The organism is Verrucomicrobiota bacterium (genome assembly GCA_016200005.1).
Lineage (GTDB): Bacteria > Verrucomicrobiota > Verrucomicrobiia > Limisphaerales > PALSA-1396 > PALSA-1396.
Map to the genome: position 1 here is coordinate 1 of JACQFP010000013.1, position 26,477 is coordinate 26,477.

Here is a 26,477-nt window from a genome sequence, read left to right on the forward strand (position 1 = left end):
AGGTAGCGTCCGTTGATAGCTTCGCAGATCTGGGCTCGCCGGTGCAGGTCGCCGACGCCCTTACGCAAGACTTGCCAGCGTTTCTTGCCTTCGGGATCGCGTTCGCTGGCCCGATAGACCCGGAACTGGTGGGGGCGGTTAAGCGTGGTCTCGACCCGCAGCACGCTGCCCTGCTTGTCGTAGAGTTTGACCGAGTTGCCATTGGCCTGATGTTTGAGACGCAGGCCTTCAGGCCGATGCTTGAGGCTGCTCAACACTTCGCCTTGATGATTGCCATGCACCCGACCGTTGGCCTGGGTTTTGTGACCGAGGAAGCGCAACACGTCGGTGCTGCCAAAATGTTGGATGCCTTGCTGGACCAGCGCCGGATAAAGACGCGCCAGGGCGGCAGGGCTTTTGAACATGATGTCGGTGGCGTATTCGCTTTCGCTGACGCTCCAGTAGTAGGACAGGGCCAGCGGACGGCACAGTTGGGCAGCATGAGGATGACATTGCCCGATCAACGGTTGCAGCAGCACCGGCCAGCAGTTTTGCAGTTGCGTGTGCGCCAGCGCCTGGGCGCGGGCGGGGTCTGCAAGCCAGGTAAAGCAGTTGTCGCGCTGGACGTAACCGAGGCCGGCCTGGTCGAGTTGGCGGGCCAGCCAGTGGCGACCGTTGAGACAAAGATGAAGGGCAAAGGGAAACCACGTTTGCAGGCGCAGGTGCAACAGGCCCAGTTGTTCGTGGAGGAAATAAAAGTAGTAGTGCAGGCATTTGCCCGGCGCCAAACGCAACACCAATTTCTTTTGCTCCCGATCACGGCGCACAAAGTAGGTCAGACAGGGTTCGACGACGCTCCACAAGCCGATGAGGCCGGTGGTCAGGCCGTCGCGACGGGCCCGGTCGCGGGCCAGCAGTTCCTTGCGCTGGGCACTGCCGGGCAAATAGGTGAGCGGGCGACCCGACTGCTCGGCCAGTTGATGAGCGGCGGCGCGCACACGCTCGGTCCACCCGGCGGCGAAGGCGGCGAAGTCTTTGAGCAGAACACCCGCGCGGCTCAGATAGCGCATCATGAGGCTGGGTTGATAAAGTGGACGCAAGGTGCCCATGAGACGCAGGCGGTCAAAGCCGGAAAGAACACCGATGACATCGGCGGCGTGTTGCGTTACAAAAGGCGACGGGGCGTCGCTGGTTGTGGTGGTGACTTTGATTTTCACACCAACGTTCTATCGCACTGGCGGCGTCCTGTCTGCCATTCACTGTGGTTGCGGCGCAAGCCGCGTTAGGTTCATCGGTGTTCATCCGTGGTTAAAGCTCGGCCTCTGGTTTCTGCCTTTGGCCTGGCTCTGGTTCTCCCTTAGCTACAATCTCGGCGCCCAGTGGTCGGCCTACGAGCAATACAATTACGGCTGGGCCGTGCCGTTCCTCTGCGCGTACCTGTTCTGGTTGCGGTGGCACGTCAAGCCACTGCCGGAATCGCCTGCCAACGTTAGAGCGGCGACGGCAATCGGAGTTCTCGCCGCTTTCCTGTTATTGCCCACGCGCTTCCTGCATGAGGCCAACCCCATCTGGCGACTTACCAGCTTGGCGTGGACTTTGGAAGTCATTATCATTTACCTGGCCGCTGTTTACTTGGCGGGCGGGATGGGCTGGCTGCGGCAGTTCTTCTTTCCGATAGTTTTTTTCTTGGTGGCAGTGCCCTGGCCTTCTGGTCTGGAGAATTTCCTGGTGCAATCCCTTACTGGCTTGAATGTCACAACCACGGTTGAGTTGTTGAATGGGATTGGCACTCCTGCCTTGCAACACGGCAATGTCATCGAAGTCGCCACCGGCATGGCCGAAAACCAGGCCGCGGCCAAGACCGGCGGTAAGATTGCCAGACGCGCCCGCCTGGAACTCGAAGCCAAGACCGGCAAACGCGTCGTGACCGGCGAAAACTACTTGCCGCCGAGCAGTGCAAAAAGAATCCAGGATACGAACGATGAATAAAGGCCTTTCGGCTCCAACGGTCGTTCCTTGGTCGCCTCGCGTTTCACCTGGCCCAAGGTTGCCACGCAGATGAAATCCGTTTACGAGTGGGTACTTGGTGGCGATCCAAACCGGATTGTGTCCAAACACACTGAAATGCTGAAATTAGAAATCGGCAAAGCAGAAAGTAGAAAACGGCCCGGAGTTTTTAACCGCAGATGGGGCAACATGGACGCAGATGCGGAGGGAAAGGCAGGAGACGCGGTGACGAGGCTCTGATCAAGAACCGTTGAGAGTTAAGAGTTCAGAGTTGATAGTTGAAATGCTGAAAACTGAGATGCTGAAATGCTGAAATTAGGAAAGTGGAAAGGAGAGATAAAAAAACTGAAACGATGAGGACGGTAGTCGGTGATCAGTAGTCAGTGGTCAGTAGCCGGTGGTCAGTAGCCGGGGGACGGATCTCCAAGCTCCGAGCGCCTATCTCCATTCTCCCATCTTCCATCTTCGATCTACCCCTCAACACCCAACATTCAACTCTCAACATTCAACTCTCAACATTCAACTCTCAACATTCAACTCTCAACATTCAACTCTCAACATTGAACGGGGCTGGTAGTCGGTGATCAGTAGTCAGTGGTCGGTAGCCGGTAGGCGGAACAGCCGACGAACTCTCAACATTCAACATTCAACATTCAGCAGGGAGCGGGGAGCAGAGAGCAGAGGAATCTCCAAACTCCAAGCTCCAAGCGGTGCTCTCCGTTCTCCGTTCTCCACTCTCCAATCTCCTGTCTCCAAACTGTCTTCGCCCGACCGTGTGCGCCGTTGGGTGGTGGTAGCGCCGGTGGCAGTTTTTCCTTCGACTACATTGACATCGCATTCACATTGGTGTTAACTCATTGTAATGCGTGAGATTCACTTCTACCGCACAGCGGGTGGCGGGTGTCCGGTCGAAGCGTTTCTCGATTCGCTCGGGTCGAAGCAAGCCCGGAAGGTCGCCTGGGTATTGCAGGTCGTGCGGGAATTACCTCGTGTGCCACAGCAATACTTAAAAAGTTGGAGGGGACTGAGGATTTGTGGGAAGTGCGGGCCGAGTTCGGCGGCGATGCCTTCCGGTTGTTGGGCTTTTGGGATTCGGGCAGGCTGATCATCCTCACCAACGGATTTGCCAAGAAGACCCAAAAGACGCCCGAGCGGGAAATTGCGTTGGCCGAGCAACGGCGCCGGGATTACTTGAGCCGAAAGAAAAAGCCATGAAAGACGACATCGAGAAATACATTGAGAAGCGCAAACGCGCCGACAAGGTCTTTGCCCACGATTTTGACGCCGGTTACGAGGAGTTCAAGATTGGGGTGATGCTCCGGCAAGTCCGCGAAGAGGCGGGGGTTTCCCAAGCAACGCTCGCGAAGATCACCCGCACCAAGAAATCCGCAATTTCCCGGCTGGAGAACCACGCGGAAGACGTCCGCTTGTCCACGGTGGCGCGCGTCGCGAGGGCACTCGGCAAGACTTTGCGCCTCGAATTGGTCGAGGCCAAACCTTGACTGCCGGAAAAAACTTTCAAGACGGAAACACTGCCCGGTGAAGTAACCCGGTGAAGTAGCCCGGTGAAGTAGCCCGGTGAAGTAGCCCGGTGGAATAGGGAATAGATTCCACGGGCCAATCCCCAGTGGAATACGAAACAGATTCCACGGGGCAAGGAAAGCAGAAAGGGGCAAAGCTGCTGGCGGGTTGAGCGTGCGCTGGTTTTCCGCTTTGCCCACACCGGCGAATTGTGAGACTGTATCGGCATGAGCGTAACTTTGGCTGACGTACGAAAAAAGCCGGGCCACCTGGCCGGCAAAGCCCAATCCAGGGTTGAAACCCTCACCGTCAAGCAACGGTCCGCGACGGCGAAGTTGGAATCCGTCCAACGACATTCGGAGATTCTGACGGCGCAGTGGCGCACGCGGCGCAAGACCATCTTATTAAACCCGAAGGGACTTCCACGGCTGAGCGTGGCCAAGCTGATCCAAAGAGGGAGGAAATGAGCTTGTTTATTGACGCAAGCGCCGCGTTGGCGCTCCACTTCGAAGACGAATTCCGCCCCTTTGAACCATTGGAAACAAGGTTGGCCGCCGGAGAAGACGCCTTCACCGCGCCAAATTTCTTCCAGGAAGTGATGGAGGCGCTGCGCCGTGCCATGCGTGAGGGTCGCACCACCAAGGCGGATGCCAGCGCGTGGCTGACCGTGTTGGACAGTTATGAGATCATCCCGCTGGCTGTCAATCCAGTGGCGGGCTGCGCGACGTGGATTCTGGCGGAAAAGCTCAACGTATCCGCTTACGACGCCGGGTATGTGGCGGTGGCCTACGCGCGTGGGCTGCCGTTGTGGACTAAAGATGCGCCACTGATCAATAAGCTAAAGCGGGAGGGCATTGACTACTTGCCCAATTAGAGCAGGGAAACGCAGAAAGAAAAAAGCTGTCCGGTGAAGTAGCCCGGTGAAGTAGCGGAATGACTTCACGGGCCGAGGCGGACTTCACGGGTCAATCCCCAGTGGAATACGGGATGGATTCCACGGGGCAAGGGAAATGGGGAAAATGGAAAGCGCCGCTGAATCGGCGCACTCCAGACGCTGCGCGAGTGTTGTGGCGTGGGCTGTGATTTAGCATTTCGGATCTCCAATTTCAGGATTTCAGATTTTCTACTTTCAACATTTCATGTTTTTGTGTGCATCTGCGTTCATCGGCGTTCATCTGCGGTTAAAGATTTCCGTTTCCCGCTCCGGGTTTTCCGCGAGGTCGCGTAAAACGGCACGCGAGCCGCGCGCGCTCCCCATTCCAATTTCAGTGTTTCGGAGTCTCAACATCCAACATTCAACATCGAACGAGGCGGAGGACGGAAATGCGTGAGCGGCGGTTCCGGCCAAAGGGTTGACTTTAGGGAAAGGGCGAATATTCTTTTGCAATGAGTTCAACAGTGCGAGATCGCAAGCATCCCTTCCGACTGCCAAGCGAGGACGCCCGCGCCGTGGACGAACTGGTCGCTCAGACCAAGGTTTCGTTCAGCCGCATCGTTTCGCTTTGCGTTCGCAAAGGCCTGCCGTGGGTGCGTGCGGATTTGTCCAGCAAGAGCGGCCGCGTCACGAACGTGGACCCGCTGCCCGAAAAGGTGCTCCGGCGTATTTACTCTCGCCCCGAGCGCGACGAAGGCGGTGTTGACCGGCTGGTGAAGGCCCAGGCCAAGGGAGTGCGCGATTGAATGCCTGGGAAGTTTGGACCTGGGACGGTCATCCGTGCATCCTGCTCTCCAATCAGGAACGGTTGAACCGCAAACAGTAGTTTGTTGTGCTCAAAGGGCAGACACTCTATTCCGGCGATCCTGCGCCGACGCCGCTGGAAACGGTGTTGGACGTGGCGGATGGTTTAGACCGGCGCACGGTGTTTGTCTGCGACCTGCTCTACACGGCGCCCAAGGCGGCGATTTCGCAACAGCGCGGCGAGGTTCGGTCGCTGGAACGTCGGCGCGACATCTCGCGCAAAATCATTCAAGGTCTGGCGCTGGCCGGGCTCTAGGAATCACTGCGGGCGACGCGCGATCATACCCGGGGGCAACGGTTTGGGGAGTGGTTTGGAAAGCCAGGGATGGGAGGCAGGGAAAATCCGCAAAGCTGAAAGTAGAAATTGGGAAAGCAGAAAGCAAGGAGACTGCCTGACCACGGACAACAGACCACCACCGCCCTCCGAGCTCCAATCTCCAATCTTCCATCTTCGATCTACCCCTCAACTCTCAACATCGAACGGGGCGGTGGTCAGTAGTCAGTGGGCGGTGGACGGTAGGCGGAGGGCGGGCTTCCGGCGCGGAGCAAACAGCGCGGAGCGGAACAACGTCTTTGGGCTTGAAAAAGCGGCCCATAAAACTAATCTGTCAGCATGACACTTGAGTTATCTGATCTCGACACCATCAAGAACAATGCGCTGAAGAAATTTGAAGAGCGCGTGTGCAGCGCCCGGGATAACCGCGCAGAAATCGAACGCGAGGCTTTCAGGTTGGAGTCGCAATTGGAGCAGCTTTATTCCTTTACCGCGGTCATGGCGCGTCGGGAACCCGAGGTGGCCAGAACCGCCGAACTTTGGGAAAGCCTGGTAAAGACCTGCGACCTGTTCGCGGGAAAAGTATTTCAATTGTCGCAGCAACACTCGCTCGGCACCGCGGCCTACGACCATATTCTGGATATTCGCAGCGCGGCGGAAGAATTGCGGACGTTGCACCGCCCATGATCAGCCCGGCGGAAATCGCTGCCCTGGCTGAACTCTACGATCGTTACGCCAACGCTTTTGAGCGCACCTCTCCTGACCGACTACGGGCGCGCCGCCAGTTTTATGCGCGGCTCGAAATGCTCTACGAGCAAGAGGGCCGGAATGTGACCTACGATGCGTTTCGTTTTGAGATGGTTAAACTGTGCAAAGAGTATCTCCGCAGAAATTAGCAGATTCGTTTCCGGCAGCTTTCGACTTTCCAAGCTCCCCATTTCTGAGTTCGGGCTTCGTTTTCTGCTTTCCGGATTTCAGCTTTCAGTATTTCAGATTGTTTACTTTCTACCCTCAACCCTCAACCCTTCAACATTGAACGAGGCGGAGGGCGCCCGGTGAAGTAGCCGGGTGAAGTAGCGAAAGCCTTCACGGGCCGATCCCCAGTGGAATAGGGAATAGATTCCACGGGTCAATCCCCAGTGGAATACGAAACAGATTCCACGGGGCAGGGGAGACTTCACGGGCCAGGGAAGTCAGTGGTCAGTGGTCGGTAGTCGGTGGTCGGTGGACGGTAGGCGGAGGACGGACTCTGAAAAGCTGAAAAGCTGAAATTGAAAATTGGGAAAGCAGAAATGCGGACAATGAAAAGCGCCGCTGAATCGGCGCACTCCAGACGCTGCGCGAGTGTTTAGCCACGATCTGCGTTCATCGGCGTCCATCTGCGGTTAAAGAATCGGGAGCCGTTTTCAGCGTTTCAGTGTTTCAGCATGTCAGTGTTTGAGAAAATGTGAGCTCCGGCTTGGGCGCCTTACGGGCAGGAAGCGCGATTCTGAGGATGACCCACGCGGAGATCCGTCAGAGATTTGATCAAAACCCCGAATCCGGCAGCTCTTGACCTGCCGCTGGTTTGACGTAAACTGCTTTCATGCTTGCACACTTCCTGGACGTTGCGATGGAGCTGGCCGCGTACGAAATCATCGAGGACGACGCCTCTTACTGGGGTGAAATACCCGGGCTGCAAGGTGTCTGGGCGCGGCATCAAACCTTGGCTGGCTGCCAGCGTGAACTGCGGGAAGCGTTGAGCGATTGGATCGCTCTTCGGCTCCGGCTGGGAATGGAAATACCCGAAATTGCCCGGATCAATCTAAACGGGATCGGGGCAGCCACCCATGCCTAAACTTGCTCCGGTTTCCCGTCGCAAATTCATCCAGCGGTTGCGTGAACTGGGCTTTGAAGGCCCCTAAGCCGGGGGAAAACACCCGCAGATGAGGCGGGGAAACCTGACGTTGATCGTTCCCAACGAACACGAAGGCGACCTCGGGCCGGGCTTTCTAAGCCGGCTGCTCAAACAGGCGGGAATCTCACGTGAGGAATGGCTGGGTCAGGATTAAGAACGCGTTCACGGCCAATCTTCGGATTAGATTTCAAAAGGCGGCCCGGAGTTTTTAACCGCAGATGGGGGAACATGGACGCAGATGCGGAGGGAAAAGCAGGAGACGAGGTGACGAGGCTCTGATCAAGAACCGTTGAGAGTTAAGAGTTCAGAGTTGATAGTTGAAATGCTGAAAACTGAGATGCTGAAATGCTGAAATTAGGAAAGTGGAAAGGTTCATCTGCGGTTAAAGATTTCCGTTTCCCGCTCGGGGTTTTCCGCGAGGTCGCGTAAAACGGCACGCGAGCCGCGCGCGCTCCCCGTTCCAATTTCAGTGTTTCGGAGTCTCAACATCCAACATTCAGCATTCAACTCTCAATCCGGATAGCCGAGGTCGGGGCCAACACTCAACTCTCAACCATCAACTCTCAACTGTTTTGATTAGAGCCTCATCACCTCGTCTCTTACGATTTCTGTTTTCAGTATTTCTGCTCTCTATTTTCTGCTATCTTGGCGTGAGTAAACGCATTGCCATTCCGCCGCAAGCAGTCTAACGTTCAACTTATGACAGCATTGGAAGCTCAATGGAGTCCCGCAAAGCATTTGATTCTGGGCGATGACCCGCAACTGCGGGTATATGCGGAGATTTCCGTATGGTACAAGAAAATCGAATTGTTCCGCAAAGGAGAGGACGAACGCATGTTTCTTCAGGATCCGACTCCGGAAGATCTGGCAGTCCACAAGAGTTTGCTGCAACGCTTGATTGCCGATGGGGAGCATTTGCTATCGCTCGTCCAACAAATCGGTCTGCCCGAAAACGTTGAAGGAATCACGCCGGCATCCGTGGCCGCCACGGTTGAACTGCTGAGTGCGGATTACCGTGGCTGGCATGAGCGAATGCCGGCAGAAAAGCGGGAACAAATCTTGAGAGAAGTTTTTCCCGATGTCGCGTAACCCGCAGATCGAGGCGATTCACGAAGCTCGCTACGACTTGCAAACGTGCGCGGAGAAAGACAAACCGGCGGCGCGCAAGAAACTTTACGATCTGCTCGCTCAGGCCGCCGCCAGAGCCAATCCGCCAGTTCGGGCTGAAGACGTCCTCGACGTTCTATACGACGACTACAAGGAATTCCGTCGAATGAAGCTGAAACAGCAGTGGCCAAAACTGAAGTAATGCCGGTCGTTTCTGTATCCGCGCTCATCAGCATTCATCTGCGGTTAAAGACTTCCGTTTCCCGCTCCGGGTTTTCCGCGAGGTCGCGTAAAACGGCACGCGAGCCGCGTACGCTCCCCGGTCCGATTTCAGTATTTCTGCTCTCTACTTTCTGCCTTCTACACTCTCCTCGTTATGAGTTTGATCCTCGGCCTTAACGCCTTTCACCCGGATGCCTCCGCGTGCGCGTTGCGCGATGGCAGGCTGATTGCCGCGGTGGCGGAGGAGCGGCTCGGCGCGCGCCGCAAACATCAGGCGGGATTTCCCGGGCGCGCCTTGCAAGCCGTGCTCCAGATGGCGGGCGCGACGGTGCGCGACATCGATTACCTGGCGATCGGCAATGACAGCAACGCCAACCTGACGGCCAAGGCGGCGCATGTGTTGCGTTCACCGCTCAAGTCCGCGCGCGGGGTGATGACGCATTTTCAGCGACGCGCCCGGATGCAAAGTGTCCAGCAACTGGTCGCCGCGGCGTGCGGGGTGCCGGAAACGGATTGCCGGTTTCAGGTGGCGCGCGTGGAGCATCATCTCGCGCACCTCGCCAGTTCGTATTACGCGAGCGACTTCGATGTGGCTGCGGGATTCAGTTATGATGCGGCGGGGGATTTCACCTCGGCGATGTTGGCGCGGTGCGCGGGGAATCGGATCGAGATTCTCGACCGCGTGTTCATGCCGGATTCGCTGGGTTATTTTTACACGGCGCTCTGCCAGTTCATCGGCTTTGACCGGTTCGGTGAGGAATACAAGGTCATGGGCCTGGCGGCTTACGGTGAACCAAAATACCAGGAGTTGATGCGGGAGTTGTTGCGGCTGGATGGCAGCGGACAGTTCCGGCTCAACGGGGATTATTTTGTGCCGCTGGGCCGGAACCTCGAGGAATGCACGGATGAGAAGGGGGAGATTCTGCTGCCGCCGCTTTACTCGGCGGCCTTGGTGAAGAAACTCGGCGCGCCCCGCAACCGGAGCGCGGAGATCACGCAGCGGGAGAAAGACATCGCGGCCTCCTGTCAGGCGCACTTCGAGGAGGCGGTGCTGGCGTGCTTGCGGCATTTGCATCGGCGCGTGCCCACGGAAAATCTCGTCACCGCCGGCGGCTGCGCGCTGAACGGTGTGTGCAACTCGCGGATTTTGCGGGACACGCCTTTCCAACGAAGCTACATCCAATGCGCCGCATCGGATGATGGCACGGGTCTGGGCGCGGCGTTGTACGTGTGGAATGCAATTCTGAAACAGCCGCGCGCGGGCATGATTGATCACGCGTATTGGGGGCCGGAACATTCGGAGGCGGCGATGGCGGAGGCATTGCGCCAGGGCGGGCTGCGGTTTGAGCGATTTGAGCGCGGGGCTTTGCTGGAGCGGGCGGCGGCGCATCTGGACGCCGGGCACGTGACGGGTTGGTATCAAGGGCGCAGTGAATGGGGGCCGCGGGCGTTGGGCAACCGTTCCATTCTTGCGCATCCGGGCTGGCCGGGCATGAAGGATTTGATCAATCAAAAGATCAAGCGGCGGGAAGCCTTCCGTCCGTTTGCGCCGACGGTGCTGGCGGAAAAAGTGGGGGAGTATTTTGAGCAGGCGGTGGAAAGCCCGTTCATGATGCACGTGGTCAAAATCCGGCCGGAAAAGCGCACGGCCCTCGCGGCGGTTTGCCACCAGGATGCGACTGGCCGGCTGCAGACGGTGAAGCCGTCGCAGAACGCGCTGTATCATGAGTTGATCCAGACGTTTGCGGGGAAGAGCGGCATTCACGCCGTGCTCAACACGAGTTTCAACGAGAACGAACCGGTGGTGGACACGCCGCAGCAGGCGGTGGATTGTTTTATGCGGACGGACATGGACGTGCTGTGTCTGGGGCCGTTTGTGACCGCGAAGCCGGGGAAGGGAAATTTGAAAAGTTGAAAGTAGAAAGTAGAAAGCAGAAAACAGTTTCGGAATTTTTAACCGCAGATGGAGGGAACATGGACGCAGAGGCAGACCAAAAGCTGAAAGGCTGAAATCGGAGATCCGAAATGCTAAATCACAGCGCACGGCTAAACACTCGCGCAGCGTTTGGAGTGCGTCCGATTTATCGGCGCTTTTGATTTTGTGTTTCAACTTTTCAGGAACTCTCAACCTTCAACGCTCAATTTTTAACTTTCAACTTTTATAGAGTGAGCCTCGTTAGCTCGTCTCCTACGATTTCAGCATTTCAGTGTTTCAGCGTTTGAATAGAGCCTCATCACCTCGCCTCCTACGGTTTCCGGACACCGCGTCGTGGCTCCTCATGCTCGCGGCGCTCTGGGGGCCGGTCATTTATCTGCTGGGGGCGCAATGGACGTTTTTCGGGCAATACAATTACGGGTGGGCGGTGCCAGTTTTGTGCATTTATCTGGCGTGGGAACGCTGGCAGACCGGGAAGCGCAGAGCGCAGAGCGCGGAGCCGGGAGCGGTGGAGCCGGGAAACATCGAACGTTCAACATTCAACATTCAACATTCAACCTCGAACGTCCAAAAGGTCGGCGAGCGGAAGGCGGATCTCAACTCTCAACTCTCAACTCTCAACTTTGGGAGCCCAACCGTCTGGCTTCTGTTTGTCGGCGGCGTGCTGCTGTGGGCGACACGAATTTTACAGGAGGCGAATCCCGTTTGGCGCGCCGCGAGTTACGGACTGGCCATGGAAGCGGTCGCGGTCACTCTGCTCCTGCTCTATCTCACGGGTGGTGCCAGCCGGGTGAAACAGTTTGCGTTTCCGATTGTGTTTTTTCTCGTGGCGGTGCCCTGGCCCACGCCGGTGGAAAGCGCCGTCATCCAGAACTTGACCCGTTTGAACTCGGCGGCCGTGGTGGAGTTGCTGAATGGGTTTGGCGTTCCGGCCCTGGCGCGCGGAAACGTCATCGAAGTCAGCACGGGCATGGTCGGCATTGACGAGGCGTGCAGCGGCATACGTTCGGTGCAGGCGACATTGATGGTGTCGCTGTTCTTCGGCGAGTTTTACCGGCTGCGTGTTGCGCCGCGGCTGATGATGGTGGTCGGGGGACTGGTTTCGGCAATGTTGTTCAACCTGGCGCGGATGTTCCTGCTGACGTGGGTGGCGTCCCGCGACGGGACTCAAGCTATCGAGAAGTGGCATGATCCCGCGGGTGTTACCATTCTCGTGGCGTGTTTTCTGTTTCTCTGGGGTTTGGGAGTGTGGCTGGGGAAGCGGAGGGCAGGAGGCAGAGGACGGAGGACGGAAGACGGCCCGGTGAAGTTGGCCGAAGACTTCACGGGCCAGGAAAGTCAGAAGTCAGTGGTCAGTGGTCAGTGGTCAGTGGTCAGTGGTCAGTGGTCGGAAGTCAGACCTCCAAACTCCCAGTTCCCAGCTCCCAGCTCCAACTTCCAAGCTCCGATCTTCCATCTTCAATTTCTCCTTCAACGCCTTCAACTCTCAACTCTCAACCTTCAACCTCGAACAAGACGGAAGGCGGAAGTCAGCAGCCGGAAGCCAGCGGTCCGACCTCTGAGCTTCGATCCTCGATTGCCGATCTCCGGCATCTGGCTGGCGCTGTCGCGCTGTGGGTGGTGATGGTTGAGATTTCGACGGAAGTCTGGTTTCGCAGTCACGAGGTTCGCGGTGTCAAAGCCGTGGCGTGGTCCGTTCGCTGGCCGGAACGCAATCCGACGTTTGAAGCGAAGACGTTTCCGGCAACGGTGAGCAACATGCTCCAGTACGACGAAGGACATGCGGGCGCGTGGGTGGAGGCGGATCGAAGTGTGTGGCAGGCGTTCTATCTGCGCTGGTTGCCGGGGCGTTCGTTTTACGATCGAATGAGGGTGGCTTTGGCCAAGAGCCACAATCCGGAGATTTGTCTGCAGGCCAGCGGGCTGGTCATGCGGCGGGAGCTGGCGCCGGTGGTCGTGCCAGTGCAACCGGGTTTCAACATTGCATTCCGAAGATACCTCTTCGAAGCCAACGGGAAACCGTTGCACGTCTTTTTTTCCGGCACGGAGGACGTGGAAGTGGCGGGCGTTTCCGGTTTCCTGAGGATGACTCATCGTGAACGGTTGCAGGCCGCGCTGGCGGGCAGCCGAAATTTTGGCCAACGGAATTTCGAAGTGGCGATCAGCGGATTCGATGATCCCGGGCGGGCCCTTCGCCTCTTTGAAGAGAAGTTGCCTGGACTGGTTCAGGTCGGAGTTGCGACGAAGTAGGACGGAGGTCGGGCGGGGTGCAGAATATTCAACCCTCAACCTCCAATCTCGAACTTCGAACATCGGGCTCTCAACTCTCAACCTTCAACCCTCAACTTTCCTTTGAAGATCCTCCTCCTCAATCAGACGTTTCATCCGGACGTCGTCTCGACGGCGCAGCACCTGAGCGATCTGGCCGTGGAACTGGCCCGGCGCGGGCACGAGGTCACGGTGCTGTGCGGGCGGCGGGCTTATGATGATCCCAGAATGATCTTCCCGCGCAAGGAGACCTGGAAAGGCGTGCAGATTCATCGGGTGTTTTCCACGAGCTTTGGCAAGCAGGCCAAGTGGCGGCGGGCGGTGGATTTTGCCAGCTTCATCGCGTCGTGTTGCGCCCGGCTCCTTCTGCTGCGGCGCCAGGACAGGGTGGTGGCGCTGACGTCGCCGCCATTGATTTCGTTCATCGGGGCGTGGATGGCCCGGTGGTGGCGCGCGCGGTTCTGTTATTGGGTGATGGATTTTAATCCGGACGAAGCGATCGCCGCGGGTTGGCTGCGCGCGGATTCGCTGGCGGGGAGAATCCTTGACCGGATGTCTTGCTTCAGTCTGCGACGGGCAGACCGGATCATTGCGCTCGACCGGTTCATGCGCGACCGCATCGCGGCCAAAGGGATTGCGCCGGACAAGATTATTGTGATCCCGCCGTGGTCGCACGACGACGAGGTGGGGTTCGACGCTGCGGGCCGGGAGCGGTTTCGCAAAGCGCACGGGCTGGCCGGAAAGTTCGTCGTCATGTATTCTGGCAACCACAGTCCGTGTCATCCGTTGGACACGTTGCTGGAGGCGGCGCAACAGCTCGGTTGTGAGGAACGATTCGTCTTCGTGTTTGTTGGTGGCGGGAGCGAATTCTTGAAGATCCAGGCGTTATCTGAAATGCAGAAAGCAGAAAGCAGAAAGCAGAAACCGGAAAGGGCGGAAAGCGGAGGGGAGAAATCTGAAAGTGGAAATCTGAAAACAGAGATCACTTCGAGCTTGTCTCGTCCAATTCCAACTCTCAACTCTCAACTCTCAACTTTTGGAACTGAGTCAATCAACCCTCAACTCTCAACCATCCGGTGCCTTCCCTACCAACCGCTCGGTGAATTGGCGGGTTCGCTGTCCGCGGCAGATTTGCACGTCGTGGTAATGGGCGATCCGTTCGTGGGGCTGGTTCATCCGTGCAAGATTTACAACGTGTTGGCGGTCGGCTCGCCCGTGCTTTACATCGGGCCGGAGGCGAGTCATCTCGCGGAGATTCTGGCGGCGTTGAACTCGCGCGTCTGCGCCCGGGTGGGTCACGGCGAAGTGGATGAATGCGTGGCGCAGATCCGGCGGATTGCCCGGGAAAACCAGCGTGGTGAATCCGGACCTTACGAAGCGGTGAGCGCGCAATTTTCGCGGGCCCTCTTATTGCCGGAACTGGTGCGCAAGCTGGAACCCGGGTAGGACCAGCACCGCCGGATGTGCCCGCTTTCATCCACGCAGACTTCCAAAGCGCTGGGCGCGCGGTGACGCATCAATCTTCAAACGCCGTCACCCCACAATGCCAGTGCTTCTCCCTCCTCGCTCCGAACTCCGCGACCGATCACTTCTCCACCCTTTGGAAATCTAATGGCAGTGAGCAGTGGAAATCTCGTGACAAAGTAAAAATCATTCTGGCCATCGGTGCCGTGCTACTGTTGCCGGCTACAGATTTGGTAGTTGTGGTGCTCTACGGCCTGGCGCGCTGCGCTGAAGCCCAGGACGAAACCAGGGACGATTAGTTTGAAGGTCGCGCGGGCTTGAACAGCGATGCGCCGAGCAGTCCTTCAATGCCGCGTGGCGCTCATCGGGAGTGCTTGACGAAACGCAGACGGTCCGGTAGGACGAAATCGAAAAGGCGATAAACGCCGGCGGCGTTCCTCACGTCGAGATCATCACGCAAGTCCCCGCAGAAGCAGTCGCGGTCTAAACGCCGCCCCTCTAAGCCGCACGCCGGAAACGGCGTGGGGCTTTTTTCATTTTTTCGGAAAACCACCATGGCACGAAGACAGGGAGGAAATCCGCATGCGGCTGAAGCGGCACCTATTTCGCAGCGTGGTGATTCTCAGCCGCAATGGTTTCATTGCGACTTCGCCGGGAAGTGGGCAAGCCGTTTGGAACTCCAACGTCAAATTTCAGCCGCGCGCAATTCCTGGCGGCAGAAATCTTGGCGGGGCGAGGAGTGTCAAGCTGGAGCGCAGGAACGAGCAACACCTTTCGGTGTAATTGACGTTCCGTTTGCCGATGGCATTTAATCCGGCATTCCAGAACGGAGATAAAACAACGACGCCCAAAGACGACCCGTCTCGCCTTTGCTGATTAAGTCCGCTGGAGTGCGCCCTTCAAATTCCTCCATTTCGGCCAGCAACCACGAGCCGATTTCTTCGGGCTTCATCAACTGCTTGAGTTCGTTGTAAACGCTCTGAATCTCCCGCAGCTTCGCCGCGTAAACCGGGCTGATGGGGTCTCCCTGCTCCCAATTGACGAGGGCACGGTCGGAAGCGTTCATTACGTGCGCCAGTTGATTGCGGCTCCAACCCAAAGCCGTCCTCAGTTTAGCGAGGGTCAATTTTCCCGGCTTCTCGGTGTCCGTCTCAGCTTCTTGAATGGCGTGGTTGATTTCTTGAAGCTTGGCAAAAAGCTTCTCGCGCTCCTTTTCCAGGCCCCGCTTCACTTGGCCTGCTTTGGCAGGCCGTTCTCTGACCGCTGTGCTCATGTATTCACTATCGGCTAGATTATGAAATACTTCAAGAACTATTTCAATCCAGCGGTTTCAGGTTGGGATCACTTAACATTTCCGGTGCTTTGAGCTTTTTCGGGAAAATGATGATGTTTTTGCTTCCTGGTGAAGCTTGGGATGCGGCGATGAGTCCCGAAAAGCAAACTTCATGAATTGCCCGGCCAATCGCCTGAGAAGCGGCTTCCCGCCGGTCTTGAATAGCACGCCAGTGGATTTTGTCCGTATCGAGGAAGGGGTTGATGGCTGCTGCGACTTCAGCGTCAGTCGTGTCCAGCAGACTCGCGGTCTTCACCTTGATCCACGCCATGACCATCGGCAGAGATTTGTGATCTGGAAGATTCATTCGTCGCCCGCGTGCCCAATACTCCTGTAGTGCGGCTTCGACCGTCTCGCACAGATAAACAGCGGGAAAGGAATTCTTGGGAGTCCACCGCGCACCATGTAGTTGACTGCCCAAACCGGAAATGATTTGGTCAGCGAATTGCGGTTCGGTGCAACGATAGCAGACTGCCGAAAATGGTTTGCCCTTTTTCGCGAGCTTCTGAATCGCTTGCTCTATCTCGTCAAACTCTGGATGCACTTTAATCGCCATGATGAGGGGTATATGAATGCAGTTTCACAGCACCTTTTTCAATCATTCTTCGGTCCCATCAGAACCAGCGATTCTTGAACCAAACGGAGACGGTTCCATCCGGCTCAAGTGGCGACAGAACTGCCTTCTTGAATCCTCGCTCGCAGTGGACAAGCACGCACTCGTGATCGCGGAGATTGCGGAGTTTGTGCGGTTTGATTTTGTGTTCCTCGGTTTCGGAGTAGTTCACGTTGTGCTTTCCGGCGCTGTGGCCCCATGAGCGTTTCACCACGCGCTTCTTGCCGAGGAAATCGGCGGCTTGAACCGCATCGGCTTCGTCGGCGGCGCGGAAGATGAGACGGTTGCGAAGGTTCAAGGTGAGCACTTTGGCTTTGTCATTGCCCAATGGCGGCACAAGCGAGGTTGTGCTTTGCGCAGCGGCGACAACGGTTGCGCCTGCTTCGCGGATCACGTCCACGCAATTGTAGTCGCTCGTCCCGTCTTCGTTCGCGGTCATGAATCGCTGCGCTTCGTCGGCCCAGAGGATGAGCAGATTGTCATCAGCACGTTCGGCCTTGGCCTTGTCGAAGCGACGAAGGGCGTGGCTGTAGTAAAGCAGCTTGAGGAACGTGTTCACGTAGCGCCGCTCGGTCTGAAACTTCTGCGGCATCGTCGTGAGGATGATTTTGCCCTGGTCGATAGTGGCGAAATCGAAGGTGCTTTCTTCGGTGCAGAAAACCTCGGCGACTTCGGGGGTCAAAAAGTATTGAAGGTAATTGCCGATCGTTTCGCGGACGCCGCCATGCTGTTCCTCGGGCTGGTTGAGAAAGCGGTTCGCGAAATGGGCATACACAGCGACGCGGCGTGGTGTTTCGAGAAGGGATTCAAGATTTTCCATTTCTTCCTCAAGACTTTCGCGGTTGGATAACAACTCAAAGGCGGCGAGCAACGTCACCGGGCGGCTCAACTCGAAGAGCATTTCGAGCGCGTGGGCGATGTGGGTTTGCGCCTGGCTCTTGAAAAAGCCTTTGTCTCCGCCTTGGCCGAGACTCGTGGCGGTGTCCACGATGAATTTGGCGTAGGTCGTGAAAGGGATGCTGCGGTCGCCGGTCAAGTTGTAACGATTTGGCGGCGTCCATTCCGCGTCGGTGTCATTCGAGCGGATTTGCAAGTGAATCAGGTCGTGCTCGCGCCCGTAGTGTCGAGCCATCGCTGAAAGGGTTTCCCAATACACGCCCTTTTCATCAATGCAAAGTCCACCCCATGTCGGCTCGTTCTGAAAGACCTGGTGGGCAAGCTGATTGATCCCGGAACTGGTCTTGCCAGAGCCGGTGTCGCCGGTGATGAGCCAGCCGCGACAAAATTGAGTCCGCTTCCATCTCAAACCACCGAGTCGGGCAACGCAGTTTTTGCGGCTACGCGGAACGAACAAGAGCCAGGCTGCGATGAGCGCCAGCAGAATGCCGCCCGCGACCAAGCAGTATTGCGGATTCCTCAATGCGAGAATGAGGTCTGGCGGCGGCATTATTGGACCGAACGGAATGACATCGAGTTTCACGGCCAAGCCCTCCCGATGAGATAACCAGCGAGCAATCCTGCGATGGTGGCGAAGATGGCGGCGGCGCGAGTGATTCTTGCAGCACGGTGGGCCGGTGGTTGGTCTCGCAACATTTCGAGTAAGGCCGCTGCCTGTCCCTGAAATGTCCGTGCGGCTTCAACGAGCTTCGTGATGTCTGCACGGAACTGCTCAAAAGATGGAATTTCACGGCGACGGAGTTCATCCCAATGTCGCTGGTGGATTCGGAACAACTCGACGAGGAGCATCACCGCGTCGTCTTCTCGCAGCCGATGTTTATCGCGCCACTCGGCGACGGCCTCGTCGAACTCTTCGTCGAAGTTGGGTTGTTCGGTGTTCGGCATGGGAATTACTTCGCGGGCAGCAGCAAGCCAGCGACGGATTCGATTTCGGCGTAAAGCTTTCGCTGCCACGTTTGCAGCCGTTGACGGTCCAACAGGCTGAAAGAGGAATGCTTCGCTGCCGCCGTGATGGTCAGGTTTTCCGCGTTGAGCGCTTCAACCAGCCAATCCTGCAATCGGGACATGGCGATTTCCCGTCCGCCGAATTTGTCTTTTAGCTGTGCGCGCACTTCAGACGATTCGAACAATGCAAAGCTATCGCTGTGCGCGGCGTTGCGAACCACCACGTAGTTGCACTTCTTGCCGAATTGATCGGCTAGGCGTTGCACCTGATCAACGCTGTCCGATTCGTGATTCACCGGCATGATGAGTGTGAGCGTCGCGCCCATCGCAGACAGGACGGCGGGCAGGTCAATCTCGGCGAAGTAATCAATAAACAGGTCGGTGGACGCGGCGCGGCAATCCATGACAACGAGGCTGGCGTTCTCCAGCGCGGCGAAGATGCCATCGAGTTCCCGGCGGTTGTCCAAATCCAGAAACCAGGTGTCAGGATGAAACCGTTTCAACGTCGAGTTTTCGTTGTCGGAATCAATTGCGACATGGGGGATGCTTTTGTCCTTGAGGAACTGGACGAAGTTGACGGCGAAGAAGCTTTTGCCGACACCGCCTTTGCCGTTGAGGATGAGGTCGAGACGTTTCATGTGCTTTGAGGTTTGAGAATCCGAACTTGGGCAATGCGCGGTCCGCGACTGCGGGTTTGCGGAGCTTCGCCGCCTTCGGGATTCGCGGACGATTCAGCCGGTGCGCCGACTTCGCTGGCCGGCGCTGATTCAAGGGTTGTCCCGTCACTGTTCGCGGGCGTGGAAACAGGCGATCGCTTCCGCCCTGGCCGTTTGCGTGGCCGGACGCTCTCACCGAGCACCTGATGACAGAACACTGCGATGGCGGTTTTGCTTGTGGGCAGACAATGCTGCGTGAGCAGATCGGCAATGGAGCGATACGATGCCCGCTTCTGTCGCAACTCCGTGATGACTTCCTTTGCCGGGAGCAAATCCTGGAATTTCTGCGGACGGCGCGGCGTAAATTCTTCGACCGCCTTGCGGACTGTGGTTGGGTCAAATGAGGACATAGGGTGGAATGATTCGGATGCGAACCGGGAAACTGATGAGCGGGAAAATGGACACGACGAAGCGGCGGCTCGGAGACTGTTCTGCCAGTCGAGGTTCACGGCCAATGTTGGTCAGCGGCGAGATTACGGTCGTGGACGGTGCGAGCCTGTGGACTGTTTGCTGACAGTTTGTGTCCGCTGCCGATTCCCGGTCGCGGCCAGTTGAAGTTGTTGCTTGGTCGCGGATGCGGACTGTTTGCTGCCGTGTCTTTGCGCGTGGACTGGCCGAGTTCGCGGACTGTTCGCGGACATGGATAAATTGCGTCTGCGATCTGTTTTTGGCCTGCTCGCGTTCGCGGAATGGCCGCGTTTGTGGTCGTGAGCGATTCATATCGCGTGGCTGTTCGCCGTATTCACCGCGACTGCCTCGCGGACCTGGAAACCTTCGGCACGAAGGGGTAACGCGTGCCTTGTATTAAACATGATGAGAAACACACTGCCTCCTCTCTTGCAGCAGATCGTCGCGCCACTTCTCCAACTGCGCTGCCACGGTCTCGATGCGCGTGGTTTGGTCAATCGTCTGAGATCCCATTTGCGCTGCCTGTCGGTCGGAGTGCGGTGATTCGTGCAGCGCGATTACCGCATTGGCAGTGTTGGTGTTGATGTGTTCGCCGAACTTTTTCAGCACTTCAATGGCGGTACGGATTTGAGCTGTCGTTGGTGTTTGCATGGTCAGATGCGGATGCCGCGTGAGGGTTGGTGGGCGCATCGTTGCCGGTAGTTTGGCCGCCGTTTGGGAAGCCACTGTGCCCGCTGCGCTAATTCTGACGTGACGGGATGCGCCCACGGTTCACTGAAGCCGAGTCGCGCGGCGGCTTCCTCGGCGGCAAGTTTGGTGGGTGCTTCAACGACGGTGCGAAGTGGATCACCCATCACGCGGGCATACTCTCGAGCCGTGTGGTAAATGCCCCAGAGTTGGTTGCCCGGTCTCAGAGTCGCGGTCGTGCTCATGGTGGTAGTTGAGCACAGCCCGCCTTGGAGCTGGTGTAGCTGCTACACAGGATGCGCGCACAGTCCGTGTCATGTCCGGGGGGCGGTCTCGGCAAGGGTGCAGAAGCTCCCGCCAGAGAATGGGGCGAAAATGGAACAAACCCTCGGAGATTGAATCTGGCGCAGTTCCGGTGGCTATATCCAACTTCCTGAATGGTTGGAATCGGTGGGGTTGCTCTGAATCATGTTTCTCCCTTTGGCCAGATGGTGTGGCGGCATTTTGGAAAGTTGGCGCAACCCAAAAACTGTTTGCCGCTGTTCTTGGCTGTGCGGGCAACCATTCGCCCGCCGCATTTGGGGCACACATCCGTGGATGCGTGCCGTTGGTTCAATGACGCCAGATGATCCGACTTGGTCAAGCCACTCGTGGCCTTCACTTCCCTGAGTTTGCCCTCGGTTTCCGACACCCGCTCGTGGGTAAGCAGCGCGGTATTGAAGCTCGTGATGTAGCTGCCCAAAGCCGAGCACAGCACATTGGCTGGCAACGGTGTCTTGAATTCGCATTCTCCGATAAAGAACACGACGGAGTGAAAGAACCGTCGCTCCAATTTCAAGAACTCAGCGAGACACTCGATGTGACGGTAATTCTGGCGAAGCGGGTTTTGAAACCGATTTTTGTGCCCGTAGATGCTTTGACACCAGGTGCTGTCCTTCTCATCGCCAAAAATCCATCCCTGCATGTTCTTCGTCTCGATAACAAAAATGCCAAAAGTCGAAACCAAAACATGATCAAGCTGAGTCGTTCCGTTCCCTGACGGAAGGATGATGTCATCAATGCGCCGGTAGATATTTTTATCCAAGCGCAACCACATGCCGAATGTGGTCAGCTTTTCTCCGAACCAACCTTTAAGCACGCCGAACATACTGAATCCAAGTCTTTCCAATGGGGGTGGATTTGACAAGTGCGGGTTGAGGTCCGCCGATTTGAAGCGTCTCCTTTGACTCGGACGAGGAGATGTATGTGATACACAAAGCGGCCCGCCCGTCGTGATAGTGTCCCCTCGTGGTCACGGCAAAGACGCAATACAACCTCAAGAACGCGCGGGAATACTTCGAGGAACACCTCTGCGTTGGCGATTACTACAACGAAGGGGAGCGTGTGGCCGGCGAATGGATCGGGCTGGGTGCGGAACGACTCGGCTTGTCTGGCAAAGTCCGAGCCGATGACTTTCTGCGGCTGTGCGAAAATCAGAATCCCTCCACGGGTGAAACGCTGACCCAGCGACTGAACACCACGCGGATCGAGGACGGCGAGAACGCGGCCAATCGGAGGATATTCTTCGACTTTACGTTTTCACCGCCGAAGTCGGTGTCCATCGCGGCGTTCGTCGGCAAAGACGAACGGATTCTGGAAGCACATGCGCGAGCCGTAAACGCGGCAGTCCGGGAATTCGAGGCGTTCGCAGCGACTCGGGTTCGGACAGATGGCGCTCAGGGCGACCGGTTGACGGGCAACTTTGCGGCGGCGCTGTTCACTCACGACACGTCTCGCGCTCTTGATCCGCATCTGCACACACACTGCATCGTCTTCAACGCGACGTTCGATCCTGTGGAGTATCGGTGGAAGGCTCTCCAAAATTACGAACTCTTGCGCGCCCGGAAGTTCGCCGAGAATGCCTACTATCACGAACTCGCGCGCGAATTGCGTGGGTTCGGCTACCAGATTTGCAACCGGGCGCGCGGAGACTTTCAAGTTGAGGGAGTTTCGGACGAGCTCTGTGAGCGGTTTTCAAAACGGCGCGCGGAGATTGACAGAGCATTGGTAAAGCTGTTGGAGGAAAAGCCCGAAATCGCGGGCGGAGACGTGATGGCCACTCGTCGGCTGCTTGCGACGGCAGAACGGGCACGCAAGCAGCGAGACTTGAGCCGGGACGAATTGCTGACCTTGTGGGAATCGCAGTTGACGCGAGAGGAGCGGCAAGCAATCAGCCGCCTGCGTAATCAGTCCACGCAAAGTTTATCGGACGGAAGCCGGGTGTCCTTGGCCGATGCCGTGCAATGGGCAGAGGAACATTTGTTTGACCGAAACTCCGTCGTGCTTGAGTGCCAGTTGTGGCAGGAGGCACTGGGCCGCGCGCGAGGCGAGTCTTTCTCGGTGTCTGAACTGACGGATTTCACCCGGCAGCGCGGTTACATCCGGGACGAAGCGCGCCCGGGAGAAGTGACGTTGCGTGAAGTGCTGCTGCGCGAATGGGAGATTGTTCAAACCGCGAAAGAAGGCGTCGGCGATTCCTGGCCGCTGGTCACGAATCCGCGTCCGGTGAATGCACAACTCGACGGCGAACAACGTCAGGCACTCGATGCTTTGCTTTCCTCGACCAATGCCGTGGCCATTTTTAGAGGCGGCGCGGGCACTGGCAAAAGTTTCGTTCTGCGCGAACTCGCCGAGCAACTTCAACATTCGGGCCTTCGAGTCGTCGTCCTCGCCCCGCAACGTCAGCAAGTCGTGGACATGGAGAAGGCCGGGCTGCCGTCACCGTCAACAATCGCAAGTTTTCTCCTCAAACGTGAACTCGCCGAGAGCGCGGTCGTGGTCGTGGACGAAGCTGGGCAGATTGGTGGACGGCAGATGCTCGAACTGCTGCGCCTGGCTCGCGAACGGAATGCGCGCGTAATCCTTTCCGGCGACACGCGACAGCATGGGGCGGTCGAGGCTTCGGATGCTCTGCTCGCAATCGAGCGACACTCCGGCGTTCGTCCGGTCGAACTGCACAAGATTCGCCGGCAAGACCCGGCGCTTGGCAAGGACTCCGATGAACGCACTCGGATCAGGCAGTATCGGAAAGCTGTCGAATCAGCGGCGGCTGGGAAGTTGAGCGAATCGTTTGAAAGGCTCGACAAGATGGGCGCAGTCGTAGCCTGCGGCCTGGGCACTCAAGCCGACAAACTTGCCGAGGAATATATCCATCTCGCAGAGCAAAGCGCTTCGGCGGTCGTGGTTTCGCAGACCTGGGCGGAAGTTCATCACGTCAACTCGCGCGTGCGCGATGCGCTGAAGGCAAAGGGATTGCTCGGCCGAAACGACACAACGGTTCAGGCGCTGGACAAGCTCGACCTGACGAACGCGCAGAAGCGCGATGAACGATTTTACCCGGATGATGCTGTCGTGATATTCAATCAGAAGATCCGCGAAGCCGAGCCAGGCGCAAAAGGAAAGCTGGCCGGCATCGTGAAATCTGGAGTGTTGGTCGAGGTCGGCGGGCGTTTCGTCACCGTGTCGAACAAGATGCTCGACCGTATTTCGGTGTGTCAGCTTCGCGAACTGGCACTTGCCGCTGGTGACCGCCTGCACCTGAAAGCAAATCGCAAACTGGCTTCCGGTGGTCGCGTCACCAATGGCGAACTGGTGGCGGTGAAAGCGGTTCGTCCTGATGGCGCAATTGAACTCACCGACGGCCGCGTCCTGGATTCGAACTTTCGTGAATTCCTCCCCGGCTACGCCGTCACTTCATACGGTTCGCAAGGTAAGACGGTGGATTACGTCCTGTTCTCCGATTCGACCATTAAGGCGGCAACAAACTCCCAGCAATGGTATGTGACGATTTCGCGCGGACGACGCGGCATTCGCATCTTCACACCGGACAAGGAACAACTCCGCGAGAATATGACTCGCTCCGGCCACAGGCCGTTGGCGTTGGAACTCGCGCCCAGGGTCGCGCCCCGGCGCGGTGCTCGCCTTTGGGATCGCCTTCACGGCTACATGCTTCGCTTCGGTCGTCGCGCGGCGGACAGTTTCTGCCGCCTCAAGCTGTCTCGTCGTCACCACAATCAACCCACACAAACACATGAGCACAAAATCACCCGAATGTTGGGCGAGCGATCCGAACGCTCGCGCGGTCAAAGTCGAACTGTCGGCTGAACAAAGCCTGCTGCTGCCGTTTGACCAATTCGCCTTCGCCGAACTCAAGAGCGATGGGAAGGAGCAGCGCCTGCGCTTGGTGTTCGCCACGCATGAAGTCTCGTTGCGCGGCCATTCTTTGCGCCGCATCGAGACTGCGATGCAACGGATGGAATTGTCATTCCTCGCTGCGTTGCCAGGCAATCAGCGGTCGCTCGTTCCTGACGGCCAGCCGGTCGTTGCCGAAATTGTCGTGACCGAAATGCAACCGTCAGACAAGCAACACCTCCAAGAGGTCAAGGAGTGAGGACGCAAATCTAACTATCAGTTTAGTCGTGCTTGACAGTTCACCCATTGGCACTGAGTCGAAATTGATGTCCTGAATCCCGGCCGAATGGTTTTGGAGGTTCCACGCACTGAACGGGCGTTCTGAAACCGGAAGCGGAACGGAGCGGGTCGGGAGTGGCATTCGACGTTGAAATCGCGCGAAAGGCATCGTCCGGGCCATTCCAGTCAAATAATTCCGGATGAATCAAATGCGCGAGCAGTTCAACGCCATCAACGACGCGTGGGCCGGGCCGGGCAAAATAAGAATTCGCGTCCACGGCATAAACTCGTCCGCTGCGAACCGCCGGAAGTTCCGACCAGCCCGGCTGCGATTCCAGATGTGAAACTTGTTCGAGCGTTTTCTCAAGATTGAATCCGCACGGCGAGAAAATCAGGATTTCAGGCGACCATTTCAAAACGTCCGTCCATTGGATGCGCACGGAATCCGTTCCCTTGCGCGCCAGCGCGTCAATGCCACCGGCGAGTTCAACCATTTCCGGCACCCAATGTCCGGCGCAATAAACCGGATCAGCCCATTCCATGCAGAACACGCGCGGTCGGCGGGAAATGTTATTGGTTAGTGCGGCGATTTTTTCCAGCCGTTCGCAGCGTTCGATGATGAATGTCTCCGCTGCGTTTGACCGTCCAGTGGCCTGGCCTAACTCGCGGATGTTTTCAAAAATCTCCGCCAGCGAGTGCGGCGTCATCCACAAACTTTCCGGCTTGGGCTGGAGCAATTTCAGCGCGACCGTCAAATCATTGCCCGACGTGGCGCAGACCTGACACAAGTGTTGCGTCAGAATCAAATCCGGTTTCAGTTCACACAATAGATTTTCGTCCACTTGATAAAGGCTGCCGCCACTGCGGATGCGTTCAGCCACCGCGACATCGATTTCGCGCAGGCTCATTTTTTCCAAAGCGAGCGCAGGCCGGACGATGACGGGTTTCATTTTTGCCGCCGCCGGAAAATCACATTCATGCGAGACGCCGACGAGCTGGTCGCCGAGACTCAGCGCATACACCATCTCGGTCGCGGCGGGCAGAAAGGAAACAATGCGCGGGTGGTTCATGGGATTTGCTCAAAGGTTGTCTTGCTTTCCGAAGTCGCCTCTCTTGCCTGTGCCGCGGCGACGACCCGAATCTTTTCTGCGTCAGTCAAGACTCTCCGGTTGGCAATTTCAGACAACGACCGATGGCAGCCGGTGCAGACAGTTTTGTCTTCCGACATTTGGCAAACGTCAATACATGGAGATTCGATGGTCCCGGCGCAGCAAGTTCCAACTCGTGAATTTCCATGTAGGCCAGCAAATCTTTGGTGCGTTTTGCATGGGAGCAAATTCGGATTGGACGTGTGAACGTCGGCCCGTCCGTGACGAGAGTGTGATACTCGCCTTCCTCGCCACAGAGATCGAGGCCGGTTTGGTCGCGAACGTTACGCAAATCTGCAATGGCCGCGTCATCCAACTCGCGGCCCACCCAGCCCGCCGCGAGCCAGCGGGTGTTGACGCACGAGAAGATTACCTTGAATCCGTTGGCCAGTTGCTGTTGTAGCAAGGCGAGCCGGTCGCGGCCCCACAACGGCGTATGCACATTCATTCCCACCGGATGGCTGCGTTCACGAATCCAATTCGGACTTCCGTTCACTTCCGCGATGTCGCCGGTGATGACAGTGCTGATGCCCATTTTATCCCGCAATTCGCACAACGCGGCTTCGTAACGTTTCTCGAAGGGTTCGGTGATGGACAAAATATGATGTGGCAGTGCCAGTGCTTGCGCCTGCATTTTGATGAAGCCCGGCGGATGCGCCAAAAAATTCGGATTCAATGGTGCGAACGTAACGAGGCAACGGACATCATAACCGTCCTGCCCGGATTCATAAAGCGCCACTGAACAATCCTTGCCTCCGGTCCAGAGCATTGCTGCGCTTTGCATGGGATAAGTGATTGCTCTATGGAC

31 protein-coding genes and 2 pseudogenes are annotated in these 26,477 nt (G+C 57.3%); 20 read left to right on the forward strand and 13 right to left on the reverse strand.

Features of this window, described 5'->3' with window-relative positions:
- Nucleotides 1-1,196: hypothetical protein (locus HY298_03870; GenBank protein ID MBI3849419.1), on the reverse strand; the 1,196-nt coding region annotated here is incomplete at its 3' end.
- On the opposite strand from HY298_03870, the gene HY298_03875 reads away from it, so the two are divergent.
- The 18 genes and pseudogenes from HY298_03875 to HY298_03960 all read left to right on the forward strand — a co-directional run bounded on the left by HY298_03875 (nt 1,186) and on the right by HY298_03960 (nt 14,712).
- Nucleotides 1,186-1,968, forward strand: coding sequence for an exosortase/archaeosortase family protein (locus HY298_03875; GenBank protein MBI3849420.1), 783 nt, complete (start codon nt 1,186-1,188; stop codon nt 1,966-1,968). The genes HY298_03870 and HY298_03875 overlap by 11 nt on opposite strands.
- A gap of 880 nt (nt 1,969-2,848) precedes the next feature.
- Nucleotides 2,849-3,201: pseudogene (locus tag HY298_03880) on the forward strand (type II toxin-antitoxin system RelE/ParE family toxin).
- Nucleotides 3,198-3,488 carry a helix-turn-helix transcriptional regulator gene (locus tag HY298_03885; GenBank protein MBI3849421.1) on the forward strand — a complete coding sequence of 97 codons (291 nt, stop codon included), beginning with the start codon at nt 3,198-3,200 and terminating at the stop codon, nt 3,486-3,488. Before HY298_03880 ends, HY298_03885 begins: the two are co-directional and overlap by 4 nt.
- A gap of 246 nt (nt 3,489-3,734) precedes the next feature.
- On the forward strand, nt 3,735-3,974 hold the full coding sequence (locus tag HY298_03890; protein ID MBI3849422.1) for a hypothetical protein: 240 nt from the start codon (nt 3,735-3,737) through the stop codon (nt 3,972-3,974).
- The gene (locus HY298_03895) at nt 3,971-4,381 is read left to right on the forward strand and encodes a type II toxin-antitoxin system VapC family toxin (GenBank protein MBI3849423.1); all 411 of its coding nucleotides are present in this window, start codon (nt 3,971-3,973) and stop codon (nt 4,379-4,381) included. Before HY298_03890 ends, HY298_03895 begins: the two co-directional genes overlap by 4 nt.
- A gap of 512 nt (nt 4,382-4,893) precedes the next feature.
- Entirely contained in the window at nt 4,894-5,187 is a 294-nt protein-coding gene (locus HY298_03900; GenBank protein MBI3849424.1) for a hypothetical protein, read from the forward strand.
- A gap of 86 nt (nt 5,188-5,273) precedes the next feature.
- Entirely contained in the window at nt 5,274-5,501 is a 228-nt protein-coding gene (locus HY298_03905) for a hypothetical protein (protein MBI3849425.1), read from the forward strand.
- A gap of 357 nt (nt 5,502-5,858) precedes the next feature.
- Nucleotides 5,859-6,206, forward strand: a complete 348-nt coding sequence (locus tag HY298_03910; protein ID MBI3849426.1) for a hypothetical protein — start codon at nt 5,859-5,861, stop codon at nt 6,204-6,206.
- A complete protein-coding gene (locus HY298_03915) occupies nt 6,203-6,415 on the forward strand; it encodes a hypothetical protein (GenBank protein ID MBI3849427.1) in 213 nt (70 codons plus the stop codon). Before HY298_03910 ends, HY298_03915 begins: the two co-directional genes overlap by 4 nt.
- Nucleotides 6,416-7,104: 689 nt before the next feature.
- Nucleotides 7,105-7,356, forward strand: coding sequence for a type II toxin-antitoxin system HicB family antitoxin (locus tag HY298_03920; GenBank protein MBI3849428.1), 252 nt, complete (start codon nt 7,105-7,107; stop codon nt 7,354-7,356).
- A pseudogene (locus tag HY298_03925) lies at nt 7,349-7,570 on the forward strand (type II toxin-antitoxin system HicA family toxin). Before HY298_03920 ends, HY298_03925 begins: the two are co-directional and overlap by 8 nt.
- 545 nt (nt 7,571-8,115) lie before the next feature.
- Nucleotides 8,116-8,505: a hypothetical protein gene (locus tag HY298_03930; GenBank protein MBI3849429.1), complete on the forward strand. Its 390-nt coding sequence runs from the start codon at nt 8,116-8,118 to the stop codon at nt 8,503-8,505.
- Nucleotides 8,495-8,725, forward strand: a complete 231-nt coding sequence (locus HY298_03935; protein ID MBI3849430.1) for a hypothetical protein — start codon at nt 8,495-8,497, stop codon at nt 8,723-8,725. The genes HY298_03930 and HY298_03935 overlap by 11 nt, the downstream gene beginning before the upstream one ends.
- A 174-nt stretch (nt 8,726-8,899) precedes the next feature.
- On the forward strand, nt 8,900-10,660 hold the full coding sequence (locus tag HY298_03940; GenBank protein ID MBI3849431.1) for a carbamoyltransferase: 1,761 nt from the start codon (nt 8,900-8,902) through the stop codon (nt 10,658-10,660).
- A 364-nt stretch (nt 10,661-11,024) separates the two neighbouring features.
- Nucleotides 11,025-12,305 carry an exosortase/archaeosortase family protein gene (locus HY298_03945; protein MBI3849432.1) on the forward strand — a complete coding sequence of 427 codons (1,281 nt, stop codon included), beginning with the start codon at nt 11,025-11,027 and terminating at the stop codon, nt 12,303-12,305.
- The gene (locus HY298_03950; protein MBI3849433.1) at nt 12,305-12,931 is read left to right on the forward strand and encodes a hypothetical protein; all 627 of its coding nucleotides are present in this window, start codon (nt 12,305-12,307) and stop codon (nt 12,929-12,931) included. Before HY298_03945 ends, HY298_03950 begins: the two co-directional genes overlap by 1 nt.
- 102 nt (nt 12,932-13,033) lie before the next feature.
- A complete protein-coding gene (locus tag HY298_03955; GenBank protein MBI3849434.1) occupies nt 13,034-14,395 on the forward strand; it encodes a glycosyltransferase family 4 protein in 1,362 nt (453 codons plus the stop codon).
- A 17-nt stretch (nt 14,396-14,412) separates the two neighbouring features.
- The gene (locus HY298_03960; protein ID MBI3849435.1) at nt 14,413-14,712 is read left to right on the forward strand and encodes a hypothetical protein; all 300 of its coding nucleotides are present in this window, start codon (nt 14,413-14,415) and stop codon (nt 14,710-14,712) included.
- 509 nt (nt 14,713-15,221) lie between these two features.
- Here HY298_03960 and HY298_03965 read toward each other — a convergent pair.
- The 9 genes from HY298_03965 to HY298_04005 form a co-directional block, all read right to left on the reverse strand.
- Entirely contained in the window at nt 15,222-15,686 is a 465-nt protein-coding gene (locus tag HY298_03965; GenBank protein ID MBI3849436.1) for a hypothetical protein, read from the reverse strand.
- Between the two features lie 43 nt (nt 15,687-15,729).
- Entirely contained in the window at nt 15,730-16,302 is a 573-nt protein-coding gene (locus tag HY298_03970; GenBank protein MBI3849437.1) for an RES family NAD+ phosphorylase, read from the reverse strand.
- Nucleotides 16,303-16,360: 58 nt separating this feature from the next.
- On the reverse strand, nt 16,361-17,839 hold the full coding sequence (locus HY298_03975; protein ID MBI3849438.1) for a type IV secretion system DNA-binding domain-containing protein: 1,479 nt from the start codon (nt 17,837-17,839) through the stop codon (nt 16,361-16,363).
- Nucleotides 17,836-18,201 (reverse strand): hypothetical protein, encoded by a 366-nt coding sequence (locus tag HY298_03980; GenBank protein ID MBI3849439.1) that lies wholly within the window; start codon nt 18,199-18,201, stop codon nt 17,836-17,838. Before HY298_03980 ends, HY298_03975 begins: the two co-directional genes overlap by 4 nt.
- Nucleotides 18,202-18,206: 5 nt before the next feature.
- A complete protein-coding gene (locus HY298_03985) occupies nt 18,207-18,899 on the reverse strand; it encodes a hypothetical protein (protein ID MBI3849440.1) in 693 nt (230 codons plus the stop codon).
- Entirely contained in the window at nt 18,896-19,327 is a 432-nt protein-coding gene (locus HY298_03990) for a hypothetical protein (protein ID MBI3849441.1), read from the reverse strand. Before HY298_03990 ends, HY298_03985 begins: the two co-directional genes overlap by 4 nt.
- Nucleotides 19,328-19,781: 454 nt before the next feature.
- On the reverse strand, nt 19,782-20,036 hold the full coding sequence (locus HY298_03995) for a hypothetical protein (protein MBI3849442.1): 255 nt from the start codon (nt 20,034-20,036) through the stop codon (nt 19,782-19,784).
- A gap of 2 nt (nt 20,037-20,038) precedes the next feature.
- Nucleotides 20,039-20,317, reverse strand: coding sequence for a hypothetical protein (locus tag HY298_04000; protein ID MBI3849443.1), 279 nt, complete (start codon nt 20,315-20,317; stop codon nt 20,039-20,041).
- A gap of 221 nt (nt 20,318-20,538) precedes the next feature.
- On the reverse strand, nt 20,539-21,219 hold the full coding sequence (locus tag HY298_04005; GenBank protein ID MBI3849444.1) for an NERD domain-containing protein: 681 nt from the start codon (nt 21,217-21,219) through the stop codon (nt 20,539-20,541).
- 140 nt (nt 21,220-21,359) lie between these two features.
- Here HY298_04005 and HY298_04010 point away from each other — a divergent pair, with 140 nt between their 5' ends.
- Together HY298_04010 and HY298_04015 are read left to right on the forward strand one after the other, a co-directional pair.
- Nucleotides 21,360-24,215 (forward strand): relaxase domain-containing protein, encoded by a 2,856-nt coding sequence (locus HY298_04010; GenBank protein ID MBI3849445.1) that lies wholly within the window; start codon nt 21,360-21,362, stop codon nt 24,213-24,215.
- A complete protein-coding gene (locus tag HY298_04015) occupies nt 24,142-24,501 on the forward strand; it encodes a hypothetical protein (GenBank protein ID MBI3849446.1) in 360 nt (119 codons plus the stop codon). The genes HY298_04010 and HY298_04015 overlap by 74 nt, the downstream gene beginning before the upstream one ends.
- A gap of 40 nt (nt 24,502-24,541) precedes the next feature.
- On the opposite strand, the gene HY298_04020 is transcribed toward HY298_04015, so the two are convergent.
- The 3 genes from HY298_04020 to HY298_04030 are packed head-to-tail and all read right to left on the reverse strand — an operon-like array spanning nt 24,542 to nt 26,453.
- A complete protein-coding gene (locus tag HY298_04020; GenBank protein ID MBI3849447.1) occupies nt 24,542-25,591 on the reverse strand; it encodes a cobalamin-binding protein in 1,050 nt (349 codons plus the stop codon).
- Nucleotides 25,588-25,749, reverse strand: coding sequence for a DUF1289 domain-containing protein (locus HY298_04025; GenBank protein MBI3849448.1), 162 nt, complete (start codon nt 25,747-25,749; stop codon nt 25,588-25,590). The genes HY298_04020 and HY298_04025 overlap by 4 nt, the downstream gene beginning before the upstream one ends.
- Nucleotides 25,677-26,453, reverse strand: coding sequence for a hypothetical protein (locus HY298_04030; GenBank protein MBI3849449.1), 777 nt, complete (start codon nt 26,451-26,453; stop codon nt 25,677-25,679). The genes HY298_04025 and HY298_04030 overlap by 73 nt, the downstream gene beginning before the upstream one ends.
- Nucleotides 26,454-26,477: the final 24 nt, after the last annotated feature.

Excerpts from the sequence above, each read along its gene's own strand:
- HY298_03885 (MBI3849421.1), top strand. The coding sequence starts at position 3,198 with ATGAAAGACGACATCGAGAAATACATTGAGAAGCGCAAACGCGCCGAC.
- HY298_03890 (MBI3849422.1), top strand. The coding sequence starts at position 3,735 with ATGAGCGTAACTTTGGCTGACGTACGAAAAAAGCCGGGCCACCTGGCC.
- HY298_03895 (MBI3849423.1), top strand. The coding sequence starts at position 3,971 with ATGAGCTTGTTTATTGACGCAAGCGCCGCGTTGGCGCTCCACTTCGAA.
- HY298_03900 (MBI3849424.1), top strand. The coding sequence starts at position 4,894 with ATGAGTTCAACAGTGCGAGATCGCAAGCATCCCTTCCGACTGCCAAGC.
- HY298_03910 (MBI3849426.1), top strand. The coding sequence starts at position 5,859 with ATGACACTTGAGTTATCTGATCTCGACACCATCAAGAACAATGCGCTG.
- HY298_03915 (MBI3849427.1), top strand. The coding sequence starts at position 6,203 with ATGATCAGCCCGGCGGAAATCGCTGCCCTGGCTGAACTCTACGATCGT.
- HY298_03920 (MBI3849428.1), top strand. The coding sequence starts at position 7,105 with ATGCTTGCACACTTCCTGGACGTTGCGATGGAGCTGGCCGCGTACGAA.
- HY298_03930 (MBI3849429.1), top strand. The coding sequence starts at position 8,116 with ATGACAGCATTGGAAGCTCAATGGAGTCCCGCAAAGCATTTGATTCTG.
- HY298_03935 (MBI3849430.1), top strand. The coding sequence starts at position 8,495 with ATGTCGCGTAACCCGCAGATCGAGGCGATTCACGAAGCTCGCTACGAC.
- HY298_03940 (MBI3849431.1), top strand. The coding sequence starts at position 8,900 with ATGAGTTTGATCCTCGGCCTTAACGCCTTTCACCCGGATGCCTCCGCG.
- HY298_03945 (MBI3849432.1), top strand. The coding sequence starts at position 11,025 with ATGCTCGCGGCGCTCTGGGGGCCGGTCATTTATCTGCTGGGGGCGCAA.
- HY298_03950 (MBI3849433.1), top strand. The coding sequence starts at position 12,305 with ATGGTTGAGATTTCGACGGAAGTCTGGTTTCGCAGTCACGAGGTTCGC.
- HY298_03965 (MBI3849436.1), bottom strand. The coding sequence starts at position 15,686 with ATGAGCACAGCGGTCAGAGAACGGCCTGCCAAAGCAGGCCAAGTGAAG.
- HY298_03970 (MBI3849437.1), bottom strand. The coding sequence starts at position 16,302 with ATGGCGATTAAAGTGCATCCAGAGTTTGACGAGATAGAGCAAGCGATT.
- HY298_03980 (MBI3849439.1), bottom strand. The coding sequence starts at position 18,201 with ATGCCGAACACCGAACAACCCAACTTCGACGAAGAGTTCGACGAGGCC.
- HY298_03985 (MBI3849440.1), bottom strand. The coding sequence starts at position 18,899 with ATGAAACGTCTCGACCTCATCCTCAACGGCAAAGGCGGTGTCGGCAAA.
- HY298_03990 (MBI3849441.1), bottom strand. The coding sequence starts at position 19,327 with ATGTCCTCATTTGACCCAACCACAGTCCGCAAGGCGGTCGAAGAATTT.
- HY298_03995 (MBI3849442.1), bottom strand. The coding sequence starts at position 20,036 with ATGCAAACACCAACGACAGCTCAAATCCGTACCGCCATTGAAGTGCTG.
- HY298_04000 (MBI3849443.1), bottom strand. The coding sequence starts at position 20,317 with ATGAGCACGACCGCGACTCTGAGACCGGGCAACCAACTCTGGGGCATT.
- HY298_04005 (MBI3849444.1), bottom strand. The coding sequence starts at position 21,219 with ATGTTCGGCGTGCTTAAAGGTTGGTTCGGAGAAAAGCTGACCACATTC.
- HY298_04015 (MBI3849446.1), top strand. The coding sequence starts at position 24,142 with ATGAGCACAAAATCACCCGAATGTTGGGCGAGCGATCCGAACGCTCGC.
- HY298_04020 (MBI3849447.1), bottom strand. The coding sequence starts at position 25,591 with ATGAACCACCCGCGCATTGTTTCCTTTCTGCCCGCCGCGACCGAGATG.
- HY298_04025 (MBI3849448.1), bottom strand. The coding sequence starts at position 25,749 with ATGTCGGAAGACAAAACTGTCTGCACCGGCTGCCATCGGTCGTTGTCT.
- HY298_04030 (MBI3849449.1), bottom strand. The coding sequence starts at position 26,453 with ATGCAAAGCGCAGCAATGCTCTGGACCGGAGGCAAGGATTGTTCAGTG.